The following is a 19406-nucleotide window of genomic DNA, read 5'->3' on the forward strand; positions in this document are numbered from 1 at the left end:
GGCAACAAGGGTGCGAAGGCTCACTCCCTCTTTCGGTGCGATGAATGGGGGTTTCAGTTCAGGGCTTCGGCGAGTCGCTCGGCTGACGCGGACGGCCATGGGACACGGCTGCTCGGATCGCTCAGCTGAAGGCGTCGGTCGGATACGGCCCGGACCAGGTCCTCGTCGTGGCTGACCAGCAGGATGGCCGTACCCGCCTCCTTCGCCGTTTCCACCAGCAGCTCGATCATTTCCTGCTGGGTGATGAGGTCCAGTCGCGAGCTGGGCTCGTCGGCGAAGATGAGCGCTGGATCGAGCAACAGTACCCGCAGCAGTGAGAAACGCTGGAGCTCGCCCCCCGAAATGTTGCCTGGCAGACGGTCCAGCAGGCGCTCGTCGAGGCGCAGTCGCTGCATCAGCCGCCCGATGCGCGCCGCATCCAAGTGGTGCAGGCGAACCAGATCCGCCAGCAACTGGCGGATCGTAACCGAAGGGGCGAAGGCGGCGACCGGGTCCTGGTGGAGCTTCTGGAAGGCGAAGCGGCTCAAGCCGTCCCGGCGCCGAAGCCGACCACCGCTGGGCGCCGCAAGACCGAGGAGGATGTCGCCCAGCGTGGACTTGCCACAGCCGGACGGCCCCGTCACGCCGAGGATCTCTCCCGGCCTGACCTCGAACGAGAGATCTTCGAACAACTGCCTGCCGCCACGGCTGGCGCTCAGGCCCTCGACCGTTACCACGGGCTCGCCCTCACCCGGCCGCTGCGGGCGACGGCTCCAATGCGCGGGATCGGCCGCCAGCAGTTGCCGGGTATAGGCGTGCCGGGGGGCGGCGAGCACCTGCTCCGCCGTGCCCGACTCGATCACCCGGCCCTTGAGCATGATCATCACCTCGCCACCGAGCCGTCGGGCGACCTCCAGGTCATGGGTGATGATCAGCAGACTACCGCCCTCGGCCAGCAGTGCCTCGAGCAGGCTGATCACCTCGTCGATACGGTCGCGATCCAGCCCCTTGGTGGGCTCATCGGCGATCAGCAGCGGCGCGCCGCCGGCATGGGTGGCGGCGAAGGCCAATCGCTGCGCCATGCCCCCCGACAGCTGGAAGGGATACTTGCGCTCGGCGCCCGCGAGCCCCAGGCGCGCCAGGTCCGTCTTCGCCCTCTGCCGCGCCACTGCGCCCGTGAGTCCCACCACCTGGGTGTAGGTCTCGCTCACCTGGGCCAAGGCCCTCATGGTCGGGTCCAGGCTCAGCCAGGGCTCCTGGGGTAGCACCGCCAACCCCCTGCCCCACTGGCGGCGGCGCCCAGTCTGGCGCCCGTCCTCACTGAAGCCGTCCGCCAGGCCTATCCGGCCATGGGCTTCGAGGCCCGCCGGCAGGTTGCCGACGACCCCCTGGGCGAACAGGCTCTTGCCCGAGCCGGTCTCGCCGATGATCGACAGCACCTGCCCCGGCGCCAGGCTGATGGACAGCGGCTCAACCAGCGGCGTATCGCCGGCGCGGATTGCCAGCGCCGTGGTGGTCAGCAAGGCGGTCATGGCTTGCGTCCTCCGGTGATGAGCAGCAGCGCCAGCACGGTCAGGAAGATCGCGCAGATCGGCAGGGCGATGACGAAGGGCGCCTCGGCGTAATAGGGCAACAATTCGGTGATCATCAAGCCCAGCTCCGCGGTCGGCGGTCGCACGCCGATGCTGACGAAACCCAGCGCGGCGATGGCCATGATGGTCGAGGCGGCGCCGAAAGCGGCGATGGTCAGCAGCACTGGCGCCAGCTGCGGCCAGAGGTGTCGTCGCACGATGTAGACCGGTCCGAACCCCAGCAACTGGCTGGCGGATACCGCTGACGAGGCCAGCACGGTGCGCGACAGCGCCCGGGTCATGCGGAAGTACTCCACCCACAAGACCAGCGCGACGGCGCTATAAAGCGCCACGAAGGAGCCGGGAAACACCGCGACGATCAGCAACACCAGCAGCAGTCCCGGCACGGCCAGGAACAGCTCGGCCACCCCGCCCAGCAGCTTGTCCACCCAACCGCCCTTCCAGGCCGCCAGGATGCCCAGCAGCAGGCCGGGAATGGCGGCGGTGCAGACACTGATGAAGGCCAGCCCCAGGGAAAAACGCAGGGCCACCGACAGCCGCGCGAGCATGTCGCGCCCCAGGTGGTCGGTACCCAGGGGATAGGTGCCGTTGGGCGTCGCGAGGATCGCCAGGTAGTCCTGGCGGGCGATGTCGCCCTGCCAGAGCAGCGGGACGAGCACGGCGAAGGCGATCAGGGCCACCAGCAGGCCCACTCCCAGCGTCCGGGCACCGGTGCGCGCAGGAGGCGCCGTGAGCACGGCAGCGCTTTCCAGGTTCATGCGGGCCTCCCGCGCGGATCGAGCAGATGGTTGGCCAAATCGACCGCCGTATTGAGGAGGACGAACAGGAGCCCCATCGCCAGGGCCGTGCCCTGTACCATGGGCACGTCGCGCTGGACGATGGCATGGACCAACCCGTGGCCGATGCCGGGCCAGGCGAACAGTGTCTCCACCACCACCACGCCCTCGATGAGATACACCAGCTGCACGCCCAGATAGGTCACCACCGGCACGCCGATGTTGCGCAGGCCATGGCGCAGGAAGACGCTGGCACCGCGCAACCCCTTGAGGCGTCCGAAGCCGTAGTAGGCCGAGGCGGCCACCTCGACAGTGGCATCCCGGGCCACGCGGGACGACACCGCTGCCAGTCCCAGGGCGAGGGTCAAGGTCGGTAACACGCTGTGCCAGAAGGTGCCATGTCCGGCCGCCGGGAACAGCCGCCAGGAGATGGCGAACAGCAGCACGAAGAGCACGCCCAGGACGAATTGCGGCAACGCCCGGATCGCCGTGGTCAGCACCAGCAGAAAGCGGTCCGGCAGACGGCCCGGCCGTAGCCCGGCCAGCACCCCCAGCGGCGGGCCGATCAGCAAGGACAGGCAGACCGCACCTATGGCCAGGCGCACGGAGCTGCCCAGCTCATGGGCGACCACCTCGATCACCGGTTTGCCGGAAACCAGCGAATGCCCGAGATCGAGGGTCAGCAGATCGCCGATCCAGGCCAGGAAGCGCCACAGCAGCGGCTGGTCGAGCGCCAGTTCCGCTCGCACCGCCTCGGCGGCCGCCGTGTCCACCAGGTCGTAGCCATAGCGTCCGGCGGCGATGCGGTAGGCGGCGTCTCCTGGCAGCAGGCTCATGAACAGAAACGTCAGAGCGCCTACCAGCAGAGCCACCAGGCCCGCCTGCAGCAGGCGGAAGGTCAAAAGGCGCGTCATTCGATCCACCGCATCTTGCTCAGGCCAAAGGTCCGCTCGAAGGGATCTATGGCCGCCCCTTCGACGGCAGTGGACACGGCGAGGGTCTGCCGATACCAGGCCACCGGAATCACCGGCAGTTCCTGCTGGACCTGGGCCATGGCGATGCGGCGTTGCCGCTGCTGCTCGGCCGGGTCGTCGGTGGCCAGCAGGGACGTCAGCGCCTGGTCGAAAGTGGCATTCTTCCAGCCCAACGGCCCCCACTCGGCGCCGCCGTGACTGAAATCGTTGAGCAGCGTGACCAGGGGATCAGGTACCAGAGCGAAGTTACGGCCATAGAGCGCCAACTGCAGCGAGCCGTCGTGATGGGCCGCCGGGATGGCACTGGAGTTCTGCACTGCGACCTCCACGTCCACTCCCACCTCACGCAACTGCGCCTGCAGCGCCGTGGCGATCAGCGGCAGCTCCGGGCGATCGGAGTAGGTCAGCAGCTTGAGCCTGAGCGGCGTGCCGTCCTTTTGCAGGATGCCGTCGGTCCTGGGCGTCCAGCCCTGCCCGGCCAGCAGCTGGCGCGAAGCTGCAGGATCGTAAGCCAGTGGCGCCAGCTGCGGGTCGTGCCAGGCCGGCACGTTCTTGGCGAACAGTTGGGTCGCCCCCGTCCCCGGCGCACGCAACACGGCGGCGGCAACCCCTTCACGCTGGATGGCGAGGCTGAGCGCCCTGCGTACCTCTGCCGAGGCTGTGGCGCCCGCGCCGGAATTGGGAGTCAGCAACACCACCCGGGGCACTGGCTCGATCAGCACCTTGAGGCTGCTGGAGCGCCTAAGTCTGGCGATGCTCGGCGGGTCCAGCTGGAACACCAGCTCGGCATCGCCGCTCTCGGCCATCAGGGTGCGCGTCTCGCCGCGGCCAGCGGCCAGATAGGTCGTCCTGCCGATCTGCGGCCGCGGGCCCCAATAGCCGTCGAAGCGCTCCGCGGCCAGTCGCTGGGGCGGCTCCAGAAGCGTCAGCCGATAGGGGCCGGTCCCGATGATCCGCTGTACCCTGCCCTCGGCGTCGTAGGACGCCGCCGCGAGGATATTGGTGGAGGAATGGGCCAGCAACGCCAACAGCGGCTTGAAGGGCTTGCCGAGCTGGATCACCACCTCGTTGCCTTGCGCGGTGACCGCCTCGATGCCGGCCTGCCGGAGCACCCCGGGCTTGCCCCGCGCGGCATTCAGGGCAGCCGCGGCGACCTCTGCCGTGAGGTCGCTGCCATCATGGAATTTCACCCCCTGGCGCAGGGTCAGGCGCCAGGTCCGGCCATCCGCCGACACCTGCCACGCCTGCGCCAGACCCGGAGCGGGCTGCCCCTGGGCATCCGCCTCCAGCAACGTCTCCGCGATCTGCATGCGCTGGAAGACGAAGCCGGAGATCGACGGGTCCAGGCCACCGATCTCGAAGGGCCCGACCACGTCGAATACCCGGTCCTGGGCAAAGGCACCCGGCAAGGCCAGGAGGGTCAGCGTCGATGCGGTAACGGCGGTACGGATGAAGCGCGGGATAGGCATGGTGTTCCTTACGAGCGACTGTCTCATCGCAGCCCGAGCCGCGATAAAAAGGGCAGAAAGTGGCTGGCTCTACGGGCCCAGGGTACCGACGGGGCCGTCCTGCCCTTCGGCTGCCAATCCGTCACCCGGGCGATCCGGCCTGCGCCCGATCTGAGCCAGCCCACTAAAGACGCACGTTATATCATAACAATTTCATTGAGTTAGTAACCCAGGCGTCGACGCAACATCCTGAAACAACAGTCTTTTCCGTCGAGCCGGACCGTTCCTGTCAGGTCACCATTACCAGCGGGATGTCTTCAAAAAGGGCCGATCCAGGCGATCAGCCGTGAGAGCGACGCCTGGACTCGGACCAAGGGAAACCGTCATGCCCCAAGCGGGGACGGCCCACCATCGCTAATGGTGCGGCTCGATCAGGCGGCTACGCTCAGCCCGCTGCTGGAGCCGCTGGAGGTACCGTAGCTGCCAATGCTCTGGTACTGGCGCAGAACTGCCTGAACCAGCTGACCGTAGGGAGTCGAGGTGGCCTGGGTGGTCGTATCGCTGGACGTCTGAGCCTCGCTCGACTTCGGCGGCGGGGGTGGCGGCAGGCGTCCGCCGTTACCTCCGCTGCTGGCCAGGCTCTCGCCTGAACCTTGGGCTTCACCCGCGGGCGGTGGCGCGAATACCGAAGCGAATTCGTTCTCGCCCACGCTACCGTCGCCATTCTGGTCCAGCATGCCGAGCAGCTTGTCGACGTCGATGTCACCGCTGGCAGCATCGCTGTCCTGGCTGTCACTGGCCGCGCTGGCGGCAGTGGTGAGCTCGCTCTTGCTGATGGTGCCATCGCCGTCACTATCGAGCTTGGTGAACAGCTTCTTGAGCGGATTGTCGTCATCGCTACCACTGATGCCACTGTCCGCCCTGCCGCTACTGTTGCAGTTGCCTTTGATCGCGCTGGCACTGCCGTAGTAGCTGGAGTAGCCACTGCCTATTCCGCTGATCATGGGAATTTCTCCTGGAAGGTACGAGACGTAGGTATCCCGCACGCTCCAGTATCCGGTCGCCACGTATCGGCGATTTACCGCCTTTGTATGCCCATCGATACAACCTAGTGTGGTGTTTCAGAAGTTGACTGCACAATTTGGCGGCGCTTTTTCGCCGCAAAGGCGGACCTCCCGGGCGTTGTTGCCACTCCTCGCCATAGCCCTGCCATGACTCGTCCCGGCGCCCAGCCCAAGCCAAAAACTCACTCGCCAGTTCTTGCGCGAACTTCTGAAACACCACACTAGGACGGCGGGCGATGCATCGTCACCTGGCAGGTCAGGCCGCCCCCTGGCGTTTCCTCCAGACTCAGCTCGCCGCCCATGTGCGCCGCTGCCTCGCGGGCGATGGCCAGCCCCAGCCCCGTACCACCGGAAGACCTGTTGCGTGAGCCTTCGAGGCGATAGAAGGGTTCGAACACCGCCTCATGCAAGGCCGCAGGAATGCCCGGCCCGTGATCGACGATGCGAATGACCAGGCGATCGGATCGCTCTACCAGGTGGATTTCCGCGTGGCCCGCATAGCGCAGGGCATTCTGCAGCAGATTGGTCAGGCACGAACGCAGCGCCATAGGCGCTACCCACAAGGGCACGCACGTACCCTCGACGGACACCTGGGCGCCCTCCTCCTCGGCATCCTCGGCCATGGCCTCGACCAGCGCCTGGACGTCACACAGCACCGGACACTCCTCGCGATGCTGTTCCCGCAGATACCTCAGGGTGCCATCGAGCAAGGCGATCATGTCGTCCACGTCCTGGCTGACCCGGGCATGCAGCCGGGGATCGTCGATGTCTTCGATGCGCAGCTTCACCCGGGCCAGGGGCGTGCGCAGGTCGTGGGAGATGGCGGTGAGCATGCGGCCACGCTGCTGGATCTGCTCGAGCAGGTGCTGATGCATGCGATTGAGCGCCCGGGCGGCTTCGCGGGTTTCCCAGGGGCCGGTGACGGGAATGGGCGAGCCATCGAGATTGTGGCTCAGCTGCTCGGCGGTCTGCGTCAACTGGCGCAGGGGCCGGGTCAACAAGCGCGCGCCCAGCCAGGCTGCGATCACCAGCGAGCCCAGCTGGAACACCAGCGGCCCGCCCAGCAGCCACTCCACGCGTCGCCACCAGTTGGGCTCCTTGTCGGGAAGACGTTCCGGTGGCGGCGGTGGCCGCTCGAAGGGCGCTTCCCGCATCGCCAGCGGAGGTCGGGGCGGCGGTCGGTCGCGGAACTCATGGCGGAACCAGAAGAAAGCCAGCAGGTGTCCAAGCAGGATGGCCAGCAGGAACACGCCGAACAGCCGCGCGAACAGGGTATCCAGGCGCCGCATGACTAGGCGCCTATCTGCTTGGCATCGAACAGATAGCCTTCCCCGCGCACCGTCTTGATCAACTGGGGCGAGCGGGGGTCATCGCCCAGCTTCTGTCGCAAGCGGGACACCTGCAGGTCGATGCTCCGATCAAAGGCCTCGATGGCGCGGCCCCGCGTGGCATCGAGCAGCTGCTCCCGGCTCAGGACGTGGCGTGGGTGTTCGATGAACACCCACAGCAGCCGCACCTCGGCATTGGACAGAGGCACCATCACGCCCGCGGGCGAATGCAACTGATGCAGGACCCCGTCCAGCTTCCAGCCATCGAAGCTGACACAGGTCCGCGGCGCCTTGCGCGGGGCATGGCGATTGTCCTGCGTCCGCCTTAACACCGACTGGATACGGGCCACCAGCTCCCGCGGCTCGAACGGCTTGGCCATGTAGTCGTCGGCGCCAAGCTCCAGCCCGATGATCCGGTCGGCAGGCTCGCACTGGGCGGTCAACATCAGGATGGGAATGCCGCTGTCCCGCCGCAGCGCGCGGCAGAGGGACAGGCCGTCCTCCCCGGGCAGCATCAGATCCAGCACGACCAGGTCGAACGCCTCTTCCGCCAGAGCCTGGCGCATCTCTCGCCCATCGCCCACCCCCCGCGCAAGGATGCTGAACCGCGCCAGATATCCGCAGATCAACTCACGAATCGGCGGATCGTCGTCCACCAGCAGAATGCGGGACGTCCAGCGCGGGGATTCGGATGGAAGCGACATCGTAGTTACCTGAACAGTCATACGACTAGGACGGGCATGCTAGCGCTCCACGCAGGTCCTAGCCACGGCTAGGCTTGTACGGTTGTGTAAAGGTGGTGAGCCCATGGATACGCCGGTTTCGACGCCTCGCGGAAACAACGCGAGCCAGTATGCGAACCGGCCCGTCATCACTGCTCGGGCGTACAGGATTCTTGATAGACTCTTGGGGCCATCCTGGCGGAAACGAGCAAACCGTCGATTATCGTCGCCCGCCGCCCTTCCGCCGCTCATTACCCGCCGATGCGTCGTTCGTCATTCACCACCTGCTGTCCCGACCAGTCGGGCAGATCCTCCCAGACCAAACCCACATTGTCGGTCGTGCACCTGAGCCTAACTGGGGAACAGTCGTAACGGTCCCCCAGCCCTCTAGCGAAAAAGAGGGTCACGGCATGCGTGAGAAAAGTGCGCGCAATGCAGGGATTCGCAGGGGACTTTCAGCTTGCCGCATCCCTACTCCGCTCCAGTAGCGGCGCCGGCTGGAGCCAGGTGCAGGGCTGCAGAAAAAGCGAACCCTTTAGCCCGCAGGCGTGGCGGGGGGACGACTACGCGCGCTGGGGGTAGTCCAGACGACTGCCCTCTCGCCCGCATTTACACAGCCGCGAATCGCTTGCTAGGCGTTACCTTACCTATCCTTGGCCCACAAAAAAGCCGCCCGAAGGCGGCACTCTTGAATAGCGAATCAGCTAATGAGTAAGAGTCGGACAACACCAATTTCTAAGCGCGATCACCTGTAAAAACAACTCAGCCTTTCTAGGCAGAATCTCATCCCTATACGTAAGCACTCAGAGCCCCTCACAAAATTCCTTCATGTTTAAAGCCTAGCCAAAGCAGATCTACCTCTCAAATTACAATTATATCTCACAACCCATTTAGTATTCACCATCCGATTCAAGAATATTTCCAGCATGCCTACCTGCAGTCCAACCCCCATCGCAAGTCATAGTACTGCCGGTGACGATAGAAGAGTCATCCGATATGAGAAACTCAATTACGGCAGCGATCTCATCGGGACGTCCAATCCTTCTGGTTGGCGCAAAAGACGCAATCTCATCGCGAAGCCATTGCAGCTCTGGAGAGTTGAGGTGACTTACTCCCTCTGTATCAACATAGCCCGGGCAAATTGCATTCGCCCGAATACCCAACAATGCGTAATCCACCGCAATCGTCCTAGTAAGCCCCAAGACTCCAGCTTTGGACGCTGAGTATTGAGTCGCCCCTGTCAACGCCTGCAGCCCAACAACGCTTGAAACGTTACATATGGATCCATGGCGCCTTTTCATCATTGCCTTCAAACAATGCTTTGACATTAAAAAGGTGCCTGTGAGATTCAAGTCAATTATTCTCTGCCATTCGGCAAGCTCCAGTTGGTGAGCATGCCCACCACCGCCACTGCCCGCGGCATTGACAAGCCCATCAATTCGACCAAACTGCTCTATCACTTGAGCGATAGATGCTGAAACCGACTCTTCGCTGGCCACGTCAGTCTGAAAATAACCAGCGTGAGATGAGCTATCTTTGGGACGATTCAGATCGACAATAACTGGTAGAAACTCTTTCTTCCTCGCAAATCGTTCAACGGCTGCAGCACCAATCCCCGAACTACCCCCCGATATAACGACCACCTTTTGATCAACGGCATTCATTTTGCGCTAAACCCCCCATCTACCATGACATTAGTACCCGTGACAAAGGACGACTCATCCGAGCATAGCCAATAAACCGCCTTGGCTACCTCTTCTGGGTTCGCAATTCGCCCGAGAGGATGTTGAGCTTTCAATGCAGTCTCAAGACCTGGATCTCTACTGATCATACCCGCTTGCATAGGCGTCATAGTGGCACCAGGACTGACAGAATTCACACGAACACCAGCCGGTGCAATCTCTAATGCGGCCGACTTTGTCAGCCCGATGATTGCATGCTTGCTGGCAACATATGCTGATATTCCTGGCATTCCTACTACACCGCCAATCGAGGAGCAGTTCACGATGGCGCCTGATTGTTGCTCGGACATGATCTTCATTTCGTGACGCAAACAACTAAACATACCAACAAGATTCACATCCAATACAGTCCTGAAATTCTCAACAGACATAACAGGTATATTATCAGGGACACCAAGAATTCCTGCACAGTTAAAAGCAGCGTCTAACCGTCCATGCCGACTGCTAAATTGCGCAAAAAGATTTTCTACTTGACCTTCATCACAGACATCAGCAGCAATAAAGCTGTGAGGAAGCGGCCCTGCCAAATCAGAGACTATTGACTCACCCCGTGCGACATCTCTACCGCAGATGACGACTGTCCATCCTCGGTCCGCAAAAATCGCTGCGCAGGACTGACCAATACCCGATGTGCCTCCAACGATCAGAACGGTTTTCCCTGACATCTTCCCCTCTCATATTGAAATCAGTGTGCTTACCCATACAGTTAGCACATCTATTGGATATCGCTATTTACAGGGTCGAGTAGACCATGCATCACACGTCGGTGCCAGCATCGGCGCCTATCGATGGTTGTTTTTCAGATATCAAAATGCCACCCTTGAAGAGCTGGCAATACAGCCCCGAGCACGTACGCGTCAGCGGTTGATCGCTTCTGCTAAGAAGCTTCTACTGGGCACAATCCGTCAAGCGCATCGCTTTGCAGGTTTTGCCGCGCTTGAGGCCGCGCTGTAGTGTTGTTTCCGTTCGCTGCTGCCTATTTCGACTCTTTGCTTTCAGATCCGATCCCTGTGGCTGGAGGAGCGATAGCTACCTACTAAAGCGCCTACGCTAAGTCGTATTGACGAAACCGTATGACGTCGTCACCTAACCAATCGTTGGCCTGAGCCAGCCGCGCCTGCAGTGGCTCCAGCTCATTGGTAGCGTAGATCTCCGCTGCTTCCCTGATCGAGTCCAATACCCCGGCATTCTGCGGCACGATCCCCTATCACCTGCGGCGGGATCCGCAGGCCGGCGAGCATGTCGTCGCGAGTGGCGCTCTTGATGGCGTTGAATTCGTTCTTCGCGGCCCTTCGCTGACCGGGATCAGCTGGATGCCGTCCTTCTTGCCGTTGGGAGCGTAGACGAACAGGTTGCAGAAATTGCCCGGGCCCCTTGCCGAGCGCAGCGCGGTGCGCAGGGAGTCGGATATCTTTCTTTTTCTGTGCGACATCGGTCATGCAGAAGATGAAGCCGGCCTGAATACCGTTGTAGTAGTACTGCGGGAAAACAGCATGGCCGACTCGTTCAGCGGTGCTGACTGCATGGCGGTGGGCTGTTTGCGAGAGGTCCCGTACAAGATTGGTAGTGACCAAACGAACCTGTGCATCCCACGTCGAAGGATGCTAAAGCACGACCTTAGGCCTACCGTCGTAGGCTAGGCTTTCCTGATAGACTCAGCCTCGACCTCCCGCATGCTGTGGACCTGGACCGTGCCCCCCGTTCTGCCGTCTTTTGGCTACGAGCCGTCAGCGGTCCCCTTCCGATTCAGCTCATGCCCCTTTGCGCTTGTTACCTTGCAAAAACGGCTCTGGCCAAATAGCTGCAAGGTAGCAAGACAGGCTCCACATAGACGTACCAAGATGCTAGCCGAAACCGCCTCAACCCCAGTCATCACGCGCCCTGAGCCATCCCGCCGCTTCTCCGTGGCGCCCATGATGGACTGGACCGATCGTCACTGCCGTTATTTCCACCGCCTGCTCTCGCAGCATGCCCTGCTCTATACCGAGATGGTCACCACCGGTGCCCTGCTGCATGGGGACGCCCAGCGCTTCCTGCGCCATGACGAGACCGAGCATCCCCTGGCGCTGCAACTGGGTGGCAGCGTGGCGCAGGAGTTGGCCGCGGCGGCGCGGCTGGGCGAGCAGGCGGGTTATGACGAGATCAACCTGAATGTCGGCTGCCCCAGTGACCGGGTGCAGAACAACCTGATCGGCGCCTGCCTGATGGCCTATCCCGAGCGGGTGGCCGACAGCGTCAAGGCGATGCGCGATACCGTGGCCATTCCGGTGACGGTCAAGCACCGCATCGGGATCTCCGGCCGCGACAGCTACGAGGCGCTACGGGACTTCGTCGGCCAGGTCGCGGAAGCGGGCTGCCGCAGCTTCACCGTGCATGCGCGGATTGCCATCCTCGAAGGGCTGTCGCCCAAGCAGAATCGGGAGATCCCGCCGCTGCGCTACGAGGTGGCCGCGCAGTTGGTGCAGGATTTTCCGGATCTGGAGTTCATCCTCAATGGCGGCATCAAGAACCTGGAGACCTGCCGCGAGCAGTTGCAGGTCTTCGACGGTGTGATGCTGGGGCGCGAGGCGTACCAGAACCCCTATCTGCTGGCCGAAGTGGACGCCGCGCTGTATGGCGCGGATCGTCCGCAGGTCAGCCGGCATGAAGTCATGCTGCAGCTACGCCCCTACGTCGAGGCGCATCTGCAACAGGGCGGCGTCGTCCATCACGTCACTCGTCATGTTCTCGGCCTGGCGCAGGGTTTTCCCGGCGCGCGGCGCTTCCGTCAACTGCTGTCCACCGAGTTGCATCGCAGCCCTGATCCGCTGCGCCTGTACGACGAGGCCACTGAACTTCTCAGGGGCCATTGAGTCACGTCTCCACGATATCCATTCGTTAACCGAAGGAAAGACTGCCATGAGCAAGCTGGAACAACTCAAGCAATACACCACGGTCGTTGCCGACACCGGCGACCTGGACGCCATTGCGCGCCTCAAGCCCTACGATGCCACGACTAACCCCTCGCTGCTGCTCAAGGCGGCTGCCCTGCCCCGCTACGAAGACCACCTGCAGGCCGCCTTCAGCGGCGCCGGTGGCGACATCGGCCTGGCCTGCGACCGTTTCGCCGTGGCCGTGGGTGGCGAGATCCTCAAGCTGATTCCCGGCCGCATCTCCACCGAGGTGGACGCACGCCTGTCGTTCGACACCGCAGCCACCCTGGAGCGCGCCCATCGGCTGATCGAGCTCTATGAGAAGGCCGGTATCGGCAAGGACCGCGTGCTGATCAAGATCGCCTCCACCTGGGAAGGCATCCGCGCCGCCGAGCAACTGGAGAAGGAAGGCATCCAGACTAACCTGACCCTGCTGTTCTCCTTCGCCCAGGCCGCGGCCTGCGCCGATGCCGGCGTGTTCCTGATCTCGCCCTTCGTCGGCCGTATCTACGACTGGTACAAGAAGGCCGAAGGCCGTGATTACGAAGGCGCCGAGGATCCGGGCGTGAAGTCGGTGACGCGCATCTACCGTTATTACAAGGCCAACGGCTACAAGACCGTGGTCATGGGCGCCAGCTTCCGCAACCTGAACCAGATCGAACAACTGGCCGGCTGCGATCGCCTGACCATCAGCCCGGAACTGCTGCAACAGCTGTCGGACGCCCAGGGCGACCTGCCGCGCGTGCTGACCGCCGACACCAATGGTGGCGAACCCAAGCAGCAGCTGAACGAGGCGGCCTTCCGCTGGGCGCACAACGAGGATGCCATGGCGACCGAGAAGCTGGCCGAAGGTATCCGCCAGTTCGCGCGGGATCAGGAAAAGCTGGAAGTACTGCTGCCCGGCAAGCGCTAAGCGCCGACCAGGTCAGTGCCTTTCCAGGGCACTGACCAGATCGCGAAAGGCATTGCGGTTGGATTCGTTCAGACCCATCAACACCCGATGGGCTTCCAACACGCGACTGCGCACCTCGGCCTCTGACTGGTCCTGCGGTGGCAGGTCGGTCAGGCACTCGGGGCAAGGCAGCACGGTCTCGACGATATTGAACACCTGATCGAAGCCCATGGAATCCAGCAGCCGCAGGATGTCCGGGTTGTTCGTCGTCAGCATGGGCAACAGCCCGATACGTTGGCGCGAGAGGATGGACAGCTTGGCCAGCAGGCCCAGGGTGGTACTGTCGATACTCTGCGTCTCGGTCAGGTCGATGACGATGGACGAGAAATTCAAGGACGAGAAGATGTGCTCGATTGTCGCATCCAGCGCCGAGCAGAGGGTCAGGCGCACCTCGCCGGTGAATTTCAGGACGAAGGTGCCGTCCTGCTCGGCAAATTGGATTTTTCCGGTGCTCATGCCAGATTCCTGCTCAACACCAGCAAAGCGATATCGTCAGGCATGTCGTTGACCGCTGCCAGCTCAAGGGCTTCACTCAGGCCTGCCAGTGTACCGCCGGCGCGGCGGACGTATTCGGGCAGGCTGCGTTCTTTCTCTTTCAAATTGTCTCCCGGTAGCAGATCGAAGATGCCATCCGAAAAGAGGGTCAGGCTGAAGCGCTCCGGCAACGCCATCTGGTAGTCATTGTAGGTAGCCTCCTGGAACAGGCCCACCGGCAACCCCTTGCCTTCCAGGAAGCGGGTCTCGTCCGGCGTGTGCAGGACCGGCAACGGCAGGTGACCACCGATGCTGTAGCTCAGGGTCTCGGTGGTCTCGTCGATCACTCCGCCCAGCATGGTCACGTGTTTGCCCAATTTGCAATCGAGCAGACCCCGATTGATGTGGCCGAGCACATCCGACGGCTTGAATTCGGGTAGCGTACCGTTGCGCTTGGACTCGTACAGCAGCCGGGTGGTCATGAACTTGAGCAGCACCGTGACGAACGCCGACGAGGCGCCGTGCCCGGAAACGTCTGCCAGGTAGAAGGCGACGCGATGCTCGTCGATACGAAAGTAGTCGACGAAATCGCCGGACAGGTACAGCGACGGGATGATCTCGTGGGCGAACTTCAGCCCCTCGGTTTCCCAGGGTGTCACCGGCAGCATGTTCATCTGCACGTGGCGACCGGCGTTCTGGTCTTCCTGCAGCAGGCTCAGGCTGGCCTGCAACTCGCGATTGGTATTCTCCAGCTTGACCCGGTAGCGATCGTTCTCCAGGCGCAGCCGGGCACGATCCAGCGCCCGGTTCACCGAGTGCTCGAGCACCACCAGGTCTTCCAGCGGCTTGATCAGGTAATCGGCGGCGCCCAGGCGCAGGGCCTCGACAACATCGCTCATCACCCCCGCGCCGGACAGCACCAGCACGGGCGTATCGATGGAGAGTTCACTGATCCGGCGCAGCAGCGTCAGCCCATCGACCTGCGGCATGCGCAGGTCGCAGATGATGAGATCAGGCTGTTCACGCTCGAAGATCTGCAGGCCCTGCTGGCCATTGCTGGCCTGCAGGACATTGAAGCCACTGTCCTCGAGATAGTCGGCGAGGCTGAGGCGAACCACCTCGTCATCGTCAATGATCAAGAGCGTGGCAGGCGTATTAGACATAGAGGATCCAGGCATGCACCCGAACGGCTAACCGGCGGACGCTATCCGACACGGGCCACGGTGATTACGACACGGCGAGACACTACTCCCATCCACCCAGGCGTTCAAGCTTGCCAACGGGATGGATTTTCTTTACAGGGTGCCTTTCTTGAGTTTATACCTCAAGCCTGACGCTATCCATCCTCCCACGCAGTAGGATTGCCATGAGTACCAGTGACCGCTCTTACAGTGAAAAGCGCGACTTCATTCGCATGAATGTCGATTCCCAGGCCATCCTCAAGGTGGGAGACCAGAGCTTCGATGCCCGCTGCGTCGATATGTCCAGCACCGGCTTCCAGATCGAAGCGGAAACCGCGCTCTCGGTCGGTGACCGGGTGACGGTGATCATTCCCTCCAGCCATGCCGAACTCAAGGGCCTGGAGGCGGATGCCGAGGTGCTGCGCGTCCAGGCCACCGACTCTGGCAAGCAGTTGCTCGGGCTGTCGGTACTCGAGATGCGCTAGCCGCGACGGTAACGAAAAAAGGCAGCCCCATGGCTGCCTTTTTTCGTTTCGCCCGCGCCGTGCGTCAGAAATCGTCTACCACATGGCCATCGTTGACCTTGAATTCGCGGGTCTGCAGATAGGCGTTGCGGATGAACACGTACTTGTCACCGGTGATCAGGCGCTCGGCTTGCAACAGGCCGGCGCGCGTGTCGACGGTGCTGAGGGCGAAGGCGCTGTTGCGGACCGCCACGTCATCCACATAGGGATAGGCGCTGCTGTAGCTATCGGGGATACGGCCGAGGCCGTCACGTACGCTGCTGGGGCCGAAGAACGGCAGCACCAGGTAGGGACCGCTGCTGGCGCCCCACTTGCCCAGGGTCTGGCCGAAATCCTCGTCGTTGCGCTGCAGACCGGCCTTGGTCGCCACGTCCACCAGGCCGAGGCCACCCAGGGTAGTGTTCATCAGCAGCCGCGCGGTATCCACCCCGGCGTGCTCCACCTTGCCCTGTAGCAGGTCGTTGGCCAGGTTACGCACGTCCCCCAGGTTGTTGAAGAAGTTGCTCACGCCCGTCTGCACGAAGCCCGGCGTGAAGCGCTGGTAGCCCTGGGCGACCGGCTTGAGCGCATAGGTGTCCAGGGTATCGTTGAACACGAAGATCTTGCGGTTGAAGCCTTCCCACGGATCGGGATTCTCGGTTTCCGCCGCCATTGCCTGACCGGCAAACGCCAGAGCTGTCGCCAGCAGCGCTCCCCAGACCCTGGAACCCCGTCGCTCGACCGTCATCGCTTCTCTCCTAGTTGCACTCAGACGCCTGAAAGGCGCCGATTATAGTCACAGCTTCGCTACTTTGGATCAGTGGCCGAACTCAGTCACTCGATCTTTGACCAGTCGTTGCGGTCAAAGAATCCGGACACAGGAGAAACGCCATGACCACGTCTCATCTGCAGGAACAACTCGACGAACTCCGCCACCAGCTGGATCAGGATCCGCCGTCTTCGCCCGAGGACCGGGAAAGCCTGGAGCTCCTGATCCGCGACATCGAATTCCAACTGGCCAACGAGGACGCCACCCATACCAGCGACAGCAGCCTGGTGGACGGCGTCAATCTGGCGGTGGAGCGCTTCGAAGTCAGTCACCCCACCATGGCCGGTACACTCAGGTCCATCATGAACAGCCTGAGCAGCATGGGCATCTGATCACTGCCGAACGTAACGTTCGATCCCGGGCTGGATATCGTCGCTGCTGCGGTAGGGATTGATATCCAGCCCACCCCGTCGCACGTAGCGGGCGAATACCGTGAGCCGCTCTGGCTGGAGTACCCGCCAGAGATCCAGATAGATGCGTTCCACGCACTGCTCGTGGAAGTCGGCGTGCTGGCGGAAGGCGACCAGGTAACGCAGCAGGCTCGCTGGATCCAGCGCCAGCCCTGCCTCGTACTCGACGACCACGGTCCCCCAGTCCGGTTGACCGGTGACCGGGCAATTCGACTTCAGCAGATGACTATAGAGGCGCTGGCCGTCCCGCGTCTCACCGACAGCCAAGGCCTGCGCCTGCGGCTCCGCATAGCGGTCCACGATGACGTCCAGGTCGTCTATGCACTGGCCGGCAGGCCGCTGGATGCCCCGGGCGGCCCAATCGTCCAGTGATAGCAGCGTCACCCCGACCGTGGCGCCAGCGGCTGCGCTCAGATCCCTGGCCAGAATGGCTTCGAGTTCGGCCAGGCTAGCGAACACCGACTGGTTCAGGGAGTTGAGATACAGCTTGAACGACTTGGACTCGATGATGTTCGGCGACGCCGCCGGGATGGCGAATTCGGCGATAGCGACCACCGGCTTGCCCGACGGCAGCAGCCAGGACAGCTCATAGCAGGTCCAGACATCCACACCGCGGAACGGCAGCGCCTCCGCGCTCAGGCCTAGCTCCGCCCACTTGGGCGCCCGTGGGATGGGATAGAGCAAAGCCGGCTCGTAGTGGCTGACGTACTCGGTGCTCTTGCCCAGGGGCGATTGTTCTACGCTCTGCATGACTCTTTCGACACTCAATGACGCATGCCACGCCCGCTGACGAGCAGGCGAATGCTGACCAGATAAAGCACGACCACGGCGAACAGCATGAAGGCGATCGCCACCCCGATGCGGATGTCCGACACGCCAAGGATGCCGTAGCGGAAGGCGTTGACCATGTGCAGGATGGGGTTGACCAGGGATACCTTCTGCCAGAACTCGGGCAGTAGGTCGATGGAATAGAAGACCCCGCCCAGGTAGGTCAGAGGCGTCAGCACGAAGGTCGGCACGATGGAGATGTCGTCGAAGTTGCGTGCATAGACGGCATTGATGAAGCCGCCCAGGGCGAAGATAGCCGCGGTCAGGACGATCACCAGCAGCATGATGCCGATGTGGTGCACCTGCATGTGGGTGAAGAACAGTGACAGCAGGCTGACGATGGCCGCCACGGCCAGGCCGCGCAGGATGCCGCCCATGGCGTAGCCGATGAGAATGACATGGGGCGAGACCGGCGAGACCAGCAACTCTTCCACCGAGCGCTGGAACTTGCTGCTGAAGAAGCTGGAGACCACGTTGCTGTAGGCGTTGGTGATCACCGACATCATGATCAGGCCCGGCACGATGTACTGCATGTAGGTGAAGCCCCCCATGCCCCCGATGCGGTTGCCGATCAGATTACCGAAGATCACGAAGTACAGGACCATGGTGATCGCCGGGGGCAGCAGCGTCTGTGCCCAGATGCGGGTGAAGCGGCGTACTTCGCGGTGGACGATGGTCCGCAGCGCCACCATGTTGGCTTGGAATTCGGTACTCATCGGGCGACCTTGGCTAGATTCTTTTCCACCAGGGAGACGAACAGCTCCTCCAGGCGGTTGGCTTTGTTTCTCAGGCTCTGGACCTGGATGCCGGCGGCGTCCAGTTGGCGGAACAGCGCATTGACGCCGCTGGCCTTGTCGATCTGCACCTCGAAGGAGTGATCGCCCAGCAGTCGGGTCGGATAGCCTTCCAGTTGCGGCGCTGCCGTCAGCGGCTGGACCACATCGACGATGAAGGTTTCGACGTTGAGCTTCTGCAGGAGCTTGCGCATGCTGGTGTGCTCCACCAGTTCACCATGGTCGATGATGGCGATGTTGCGGCAGAGCTGCTCGGCCTCTTCGAGATAGTGGGTGGTGAGGATGATGCTGGTCCCCTGCCCGTTCAGCTCGGCGAGGAAACTCCACATGGAGCGGCGTAGCTCGATGTCCACGCCAGCAGTGGGTTCGTCGAGGATCAACAGGCGCGGCTTGTGGATCAGAGCGCGAGCGATCATCAGGCGGCGCTTCATGCCGCCGGAGAGCATGCGCGAGGGCGTATCGCGCTTGTCCCATAGCCCGAGCTGGGTCAGGTATTCCTCGGCCCGCTCGCCAGCGATCCGCGCCGGGATACCGTAGTAGCCCGCCTGCGTTACCAGGATGTCGAAGGCCTTCTCGAACTGGTTGAAATTGAATTCCTGGGGCACCACCCCCAGACACCGCTTGAGACCCGCTGGATCCTTGTCCAGGTCGTTGCCGAACACCGAGACCTCGCCGCCCGACTTGTTGACCAGGGTCGAGAGGATGCCAATGGTGGTCGACTTACCGGCCCCATTCGGACCGAGCAGCGCAAAGAAATCACCTTCGACCACATCGAGGTCGATGCCCTTGAGGGCGGTGAAGCCGTTGTTGTAGGTCTTGGTCAGACCACGAATGGAGAGAGCTAGACTCATGTGCCTCCCGGCAAGAACTGATTGGCAAAGAAAAGTGCTACTTCCTA

General features: G+C 62.6%; 19 protein-coding genes and 1 pseudogene. 4 read left to right on the forward strand and 16 right to left on the reverse strand.

Features of this window, described 5'->3' with window-relative positions:
- Nucleotides 1-53: 53 nt before the first annotated feature.
- From AR540_RS12565 to AR540_RS24860, 10 genes and pseudogenes are all read right to left on the reverse strand, one after another.
- Nucleotides 54-1511 carry an ABC transporter ATP-binding protein gene (locus AR540_RS12565; RefSeq protein WP_059229391.1) on the reverse strand — a complete coding sequence of 486 codons (1458 nt, stop codon included), beginning with the start codon at nucleotides 1509-1511 and terminating at the stop codon, nucleotides 54-56.
- The gene (locus AR540_RS12570) at nucleotides 1508-2329 is read right to left on the reverse strand and encodes an ABC transporter permease (protein ID WP_059229393.1); all 822 of its coding nucleotides are present in this window, start codon (nucleotides 2327-2329) and stop codon (nucleotides 1508-1510) included. The genes AR540_RS12565 and AR540_RS12570 overlap by 4 nt, the downstream gene beginning before the upstream one ends.
- Nucleotides 2326-3261: an ABC transporter permease gene (locus AR540_RS12575; protein ID WP_059229395.1), complete on the reverse strand. Its 936-nt coding sequence runs from the start codon at nucleotides 3259-3261 to the stop codon at nucleotides 2326-2328. The genes AR540_RS12570 and AR540_RS12575 overlap by 4 nt, the downstream gene beginning before the upstream one ends.
- Nucleotides 3258-4790: an ABC transporter substrate-binding protein gene (locus AR540_RS12580; protein WP_082706989.1), complete on the reverse strand. Its 1533-nt coding sequence runs from the start codon at nucleotides 4788-4790 to the stop codon at nucleotides 3258-3260. Before AR540_RS12580 ends, AR540_RS12575 begins: the two co-directional genes overlap by 4 nt.
- 410 nt (nucleotides 4791-5200) lie before the next feature.
- The gene (locus tag AR540_RS12585) at nucleotides 5201-5773 is read right to left on the reverse strand and encodes an EF-hand domain-containing protein (protein ID WP_059229397.1); all 573 of its coding nucleotides are present in this window, start codon (nucleotides 5771-5773) and stop codon (nucleotides 5201-5203) included.
- Nucleotides 5774-6054: 281 nt separating this feature from the next.
- Nucleotides 6055-7122 (reverse strand): sensor histidine kinase, encoded by a 1068-nt coding sequence (locus AR540_RS12590; protein WP_059229399.1) that lies wholly within the window; start codon nucleotides 7120-7122, stop codon nucleotides 6055-6057.
- A gap of 2 nt (nucleotides 7123-7124) precedes the next feature.
- The gene (locus AR540_RS12595; protein WP_153014233.1) at nucleotides 7125-7865 is read right to left on the reverse strand and encodes a response regulator; all 741 of its coding nucleotides are present in this window, start codon (nucleotides 7863-7865) and stop codon (nucleotides 7125-7127) included.
- Between the two features lie 908 nt (nucleotides 7866-8773).
- Complete coding sequence (locus AR540_RS24850) at nucleotides 8774-9547, reverse strand: SDR family NAD(P)-dependent oxidoreductase (protein WP_082706990.1); 774 nt, start codon at nucleotides 9545-9547, stop codon at nucleotides 8774-8776.
- Nucleotides 9544-10290 (reverse strand): SDR family NAD(P)-dependent oxidoreductase, encoded by a 747-nt coding sequence (locus tag AR540_RS24855; protein WP_082706991.1) that lies wholly within the window; start codon nucleotides 10288-10290, stop codon nucleotides 9544-9546. The genes AR540_RS24850 and AR540_RS24855 overlap by 4 nt, the downstream gene beginning before the upstream one ends.
- Nucleotides 10291-10670: 380 nt before the next feature.
- Nucleotides 10671-11153, reverse strand: a pseudogene (locus AR540_RS24860) (phage portal protein); the annotation flags it as partial.
- A 313-nt stretch (nucleotides 11154-11466) separates the two neighbouring features.
- On the opposite strand from AR540_RS24860, the gene dusA reads away from it, so the two are divergent.
- Nucleotides 11467-12477 (forward strand): tRNA dihydrouridine(20/20a) synthase DusA, encoded by a 1011-nt coding sequence (gene dusA / locus AR540_RS12600; protein ID WP_082706992.1) that lies wholly within the window; start codon nucleotides 11467-11469, stop codon nucleotides 12475-12477.
- 46 nt (nucleotides 12478-12523) lie between these two features.
- Entirely contained in the window at nucleotides 12524-13450 is a 927-nt protein-coding gene (gene tal / locus AR540_RS12605) for a transaldolase (protein WP_059229405.1), read from the forward strand.
- 12 nt (nucleotides 13451-13462) lie between these two features.
- On the opposite strand, the gene rssC is transcribed toward tal, so the two are convergent.
- A complete protein-coding gene (gene rssC, locus AR540_RS12610) occupies nucleotides 13463-13945 on the reverse strand; it encodes an anti-sigma factor antagonist RssC (protein WP_059229407.1) in 483 nt (160 codons plus the stop codon).
- Nucleotides 13942-15126, reverse strand: coding sequence for a two-component system response regulator RssB (gene rssB, locus AR540_RS12615; RefSeq protein WP_059229409.1), 1185 nt, complete (start codon nucleotides 15124-15126; stop codon nucleotides 13942-13944). Before rssB ends, rssC begins: the two co-directional genes overlap by 4 nt.
- 203 nt (nucleotides 15127-15329) lie before the next feature.
- On the opposite strand from rssB, the gene AR540_RS12620 reads away from it, so the two are divergent.
- Complete coding sequence (locus AR540_RS12620; RefSeq protein ID WP_059229411.1) at nucleotides 15330-15629, forward strand: PilZ domain-containing protein; 300 nt, start codon at nucleotides 15330-15332, stop codon at nucleotides 15627-15629.
- A 64-nt stretch (nucleotides 15630-15693) separates the two neighbouring features.
- Here the strand turns inward: AR540_RS12620 and AR540_RS12625 are convergent, their stop codons facing one another.
- Nucleotides 15694-16320, reverse strand: coding sequence for an MlaA family lipoprotein (locus AR540_RS12625; protein WP_153014241.1), 627 nt, complete (start codon nucleotides 16318-16320; stop codon nucleotides 15694-15696).
- Between the two features lie 218 nt (nucleotides 16321-16538).
- On the opposite strand from AR540_RS12625, the gene AR540_RS12630 reads away from it, so the two are divergent.
- On the forward strand, nucleotides 16539-16808 hold the full coding sequence (locus AR540_RS12630) for a DUF4404 family protein (RefSeq protein WP_059229415.1): 270 nt from the start codon (nucleotides 16539-16541) through the stop codon (nucleotides 16806-16808).
- Here the strand turns inward: AR540_RS12630 and queF are convergent, their stop codons facing one another.
- From queF to AR540_RS12645, 3 genes are read right to left on the reverse strand one after another with little or no spacing between them, the layout of a single operon-like run.
- Nucleotides 16809-17636, reverse strand: a complete 828-nt coding sequence (gene queF, locus AR540_RS12635; protein ID WP_059229417.1) for an NADPH-dependent 7-cyano-7-deazaguanine reductase QueF — start codon at nucleotides 17634-17636, stop codon at nucleotides 16809-16811.
- Between the two features lie 14 nt (nucleotides 17637-17650).
- Nucleotides 17651-18430 carry an ABC transporter permease gene (locus AR540_RS12640; RefSeq protein WP_059229419.1) on the reverse strand — a complete coding sequence of 260 codons (780 nt, stop codon included), beginning with the start codon at nucleotides 18428-18430 and terminating at the stop codon, nucleotides 17651-17653.
- Nucleotides 18427-19359 (reverse strand): ABC transporter ATP-binding protein, encoded by a 933-nt coding sequence (locus AR540_RS12645; protein ID WP_059229421.1) that lies wholly within the window; start codon nucleotides 19357-19359, stop codon nucleotides 18427-18429. Before AR540_RS12645 ends, AR540_RS12640 begins: the two co-directional genes overlap by 4 nt.
- Between the last annotated feature and the right edge of the window lie 47 nt (nucleotides 19360-19406).

Origin of the sequence: Pseudomonas sp. EpS/L25, assembly GCF_001512295.1 — a bacterium.
Classification (GTDB): domain Bacteria; phylum Pseudomonadota; class Gammaproteobacteria; order Pseudomonadales; family Pseudomonadaceae; genus Chryseomonas.

What these genes read in the sequence shown, in the direction of transcription:
- rssC (WP_059229407.1), bottom strand. Translation starts at nt 13,945, where the DNA reads ATGAGCACCGGAAAAATCCAATTTGCCGAGCAGGACGGCACCTTCGTC.
- AR540_RS12640 (WP_059229419.1), bottom strand. Translation starts at nt 18,430, where the DNA reads ATGAGTACCGAATTCCAAGCCAACATGGTGGCGCTGCGGACCATCGTC.
- AR540_RS12630 (WP_059229415.1), top strand. Translation starts at nt 16,539, where the DNA reads ATGACCACGTCTCATCTGCAGGAACAACTCGACGAACTCCGCCACCAG.
- AR540_RS12565 (WP_059229391.1), bottom strand. Translation starts at nt 1,511, where the DNA reads ATGACCGCCTTGCTGACCACCACGGCGCTGGCAATCCGCGCCGGCGAT.
- AR540_RS12595 (WP_153014233.1), bottom strand. Translation starts at nt 7,865, where the DNA reads ATGTCGCTTCCATCCGAATCCCCGCGCTGGACGTCCCGCATTCTGCTG.
- AR540_RS12580 (WP_082706989.1), bottom strand. Translation starts at nt 4,790, where the DNA reads ATGCCTATCCCGCGCTTCATCCGTACCGCCGTTACCGCATCGACGCTG.
- AR540_RS24850 (WP_082706990.1), bottom strand. Translation starts at nt 9,547, where the DNA reads ATGAATGCCGTTGATCAAAAGGTGGTCGTTATATCGGGGGGTAGTTCG.
- AR540_RS12620 (WP_059229411.1), top strand. Translation starts at nt 15,330, where the DNA reads ATGAGTACCAGTGACCGCTCTTACAGTGAAAAGCGCGACTTCATTCGC.
- AR540_RS12590 (WP_059229399.1), bottom strand. Translation starts at nt 7,122, where the DNA reads ATGCGGCGCCTGGATACCCTGTTCGCGCGGCTGTTCGGCGTGTTCCTG.
- dusA (WP_082706992.1), top strand. Translation starts at nt 11,467, where the DNA reads ATGCTAGCCGAAACCGCCTCAACCCCAGTCATCACGCGCCCTGAGCCA.
- queF (WP_059229417.1), bottom strand. Translation starts at nt 17,636, where the DNA reads ATGCAGAGCGTAGAACAATCGCCCCTGGGCAAGAGCACCGAGTACGTC.
- AR540_RS12575 (WP_059229395.1), bottom strand. Translation starts at nt 3,261, where the DNA reads ATGACGCGCCTTTTGACCTTCCGCCTGCTGCAGGCGGGCCTGGTGGCT.
- AR540_RS12625 (WP_153014241.1), bottom strand. Translation starts at nt 16,320, where the DNA reads ATGGCGGCGGAAACCGAGAATCCCGATCCGTGGGAAGGCTTCAACCGC.
- AR540_RS12645 (WP_059229421.1), bottom strand. Translation starts at nt 19,359, where the DNA reads ATGAGTCTAGCTCTCTCCATTCGTGGTCTGACCAAGACCTACAACAAC.
- AR540_RS12585 (WP_059229397.1), bottom strand. Translation starts at nt 5,773, where the DNA reads ATGATCAGCGGAATAGGCAGTGGCTACTCCAGCTACTACGGCAGTGCC.
- tal (WP_059229405.1), top strand. Translation starts at nt 12,524, where the DNA reads ATGAGCAAGCTGGAACAACTCAAGCAATACACCACGGTCGTTGCCGAC.
- AR540_RS24855 (WP_082706991.1), bottom strand. Translation starts at nt 10,290, where the DNA reads ATGTCAGGGAAAACCGTTCTGATCGTTGGAGGCACATCGGGTATTGGT.
- rssB (WP_059229409.1), bottom strand. Translation starts at nt 15,126, where the DNA reads ATGTCTAATACGCCTGCCACGCTCTTGATCATTGACGATGACGAGGTG.
- AR540_RS12570 (WP_059229393.1), bottom strand. Translation starts at nt 2,329, where the DNA reads ATGAACCTGGAAAGCGCTGCCGTGCTCACGGCGCCTCCTGCGCGCACC.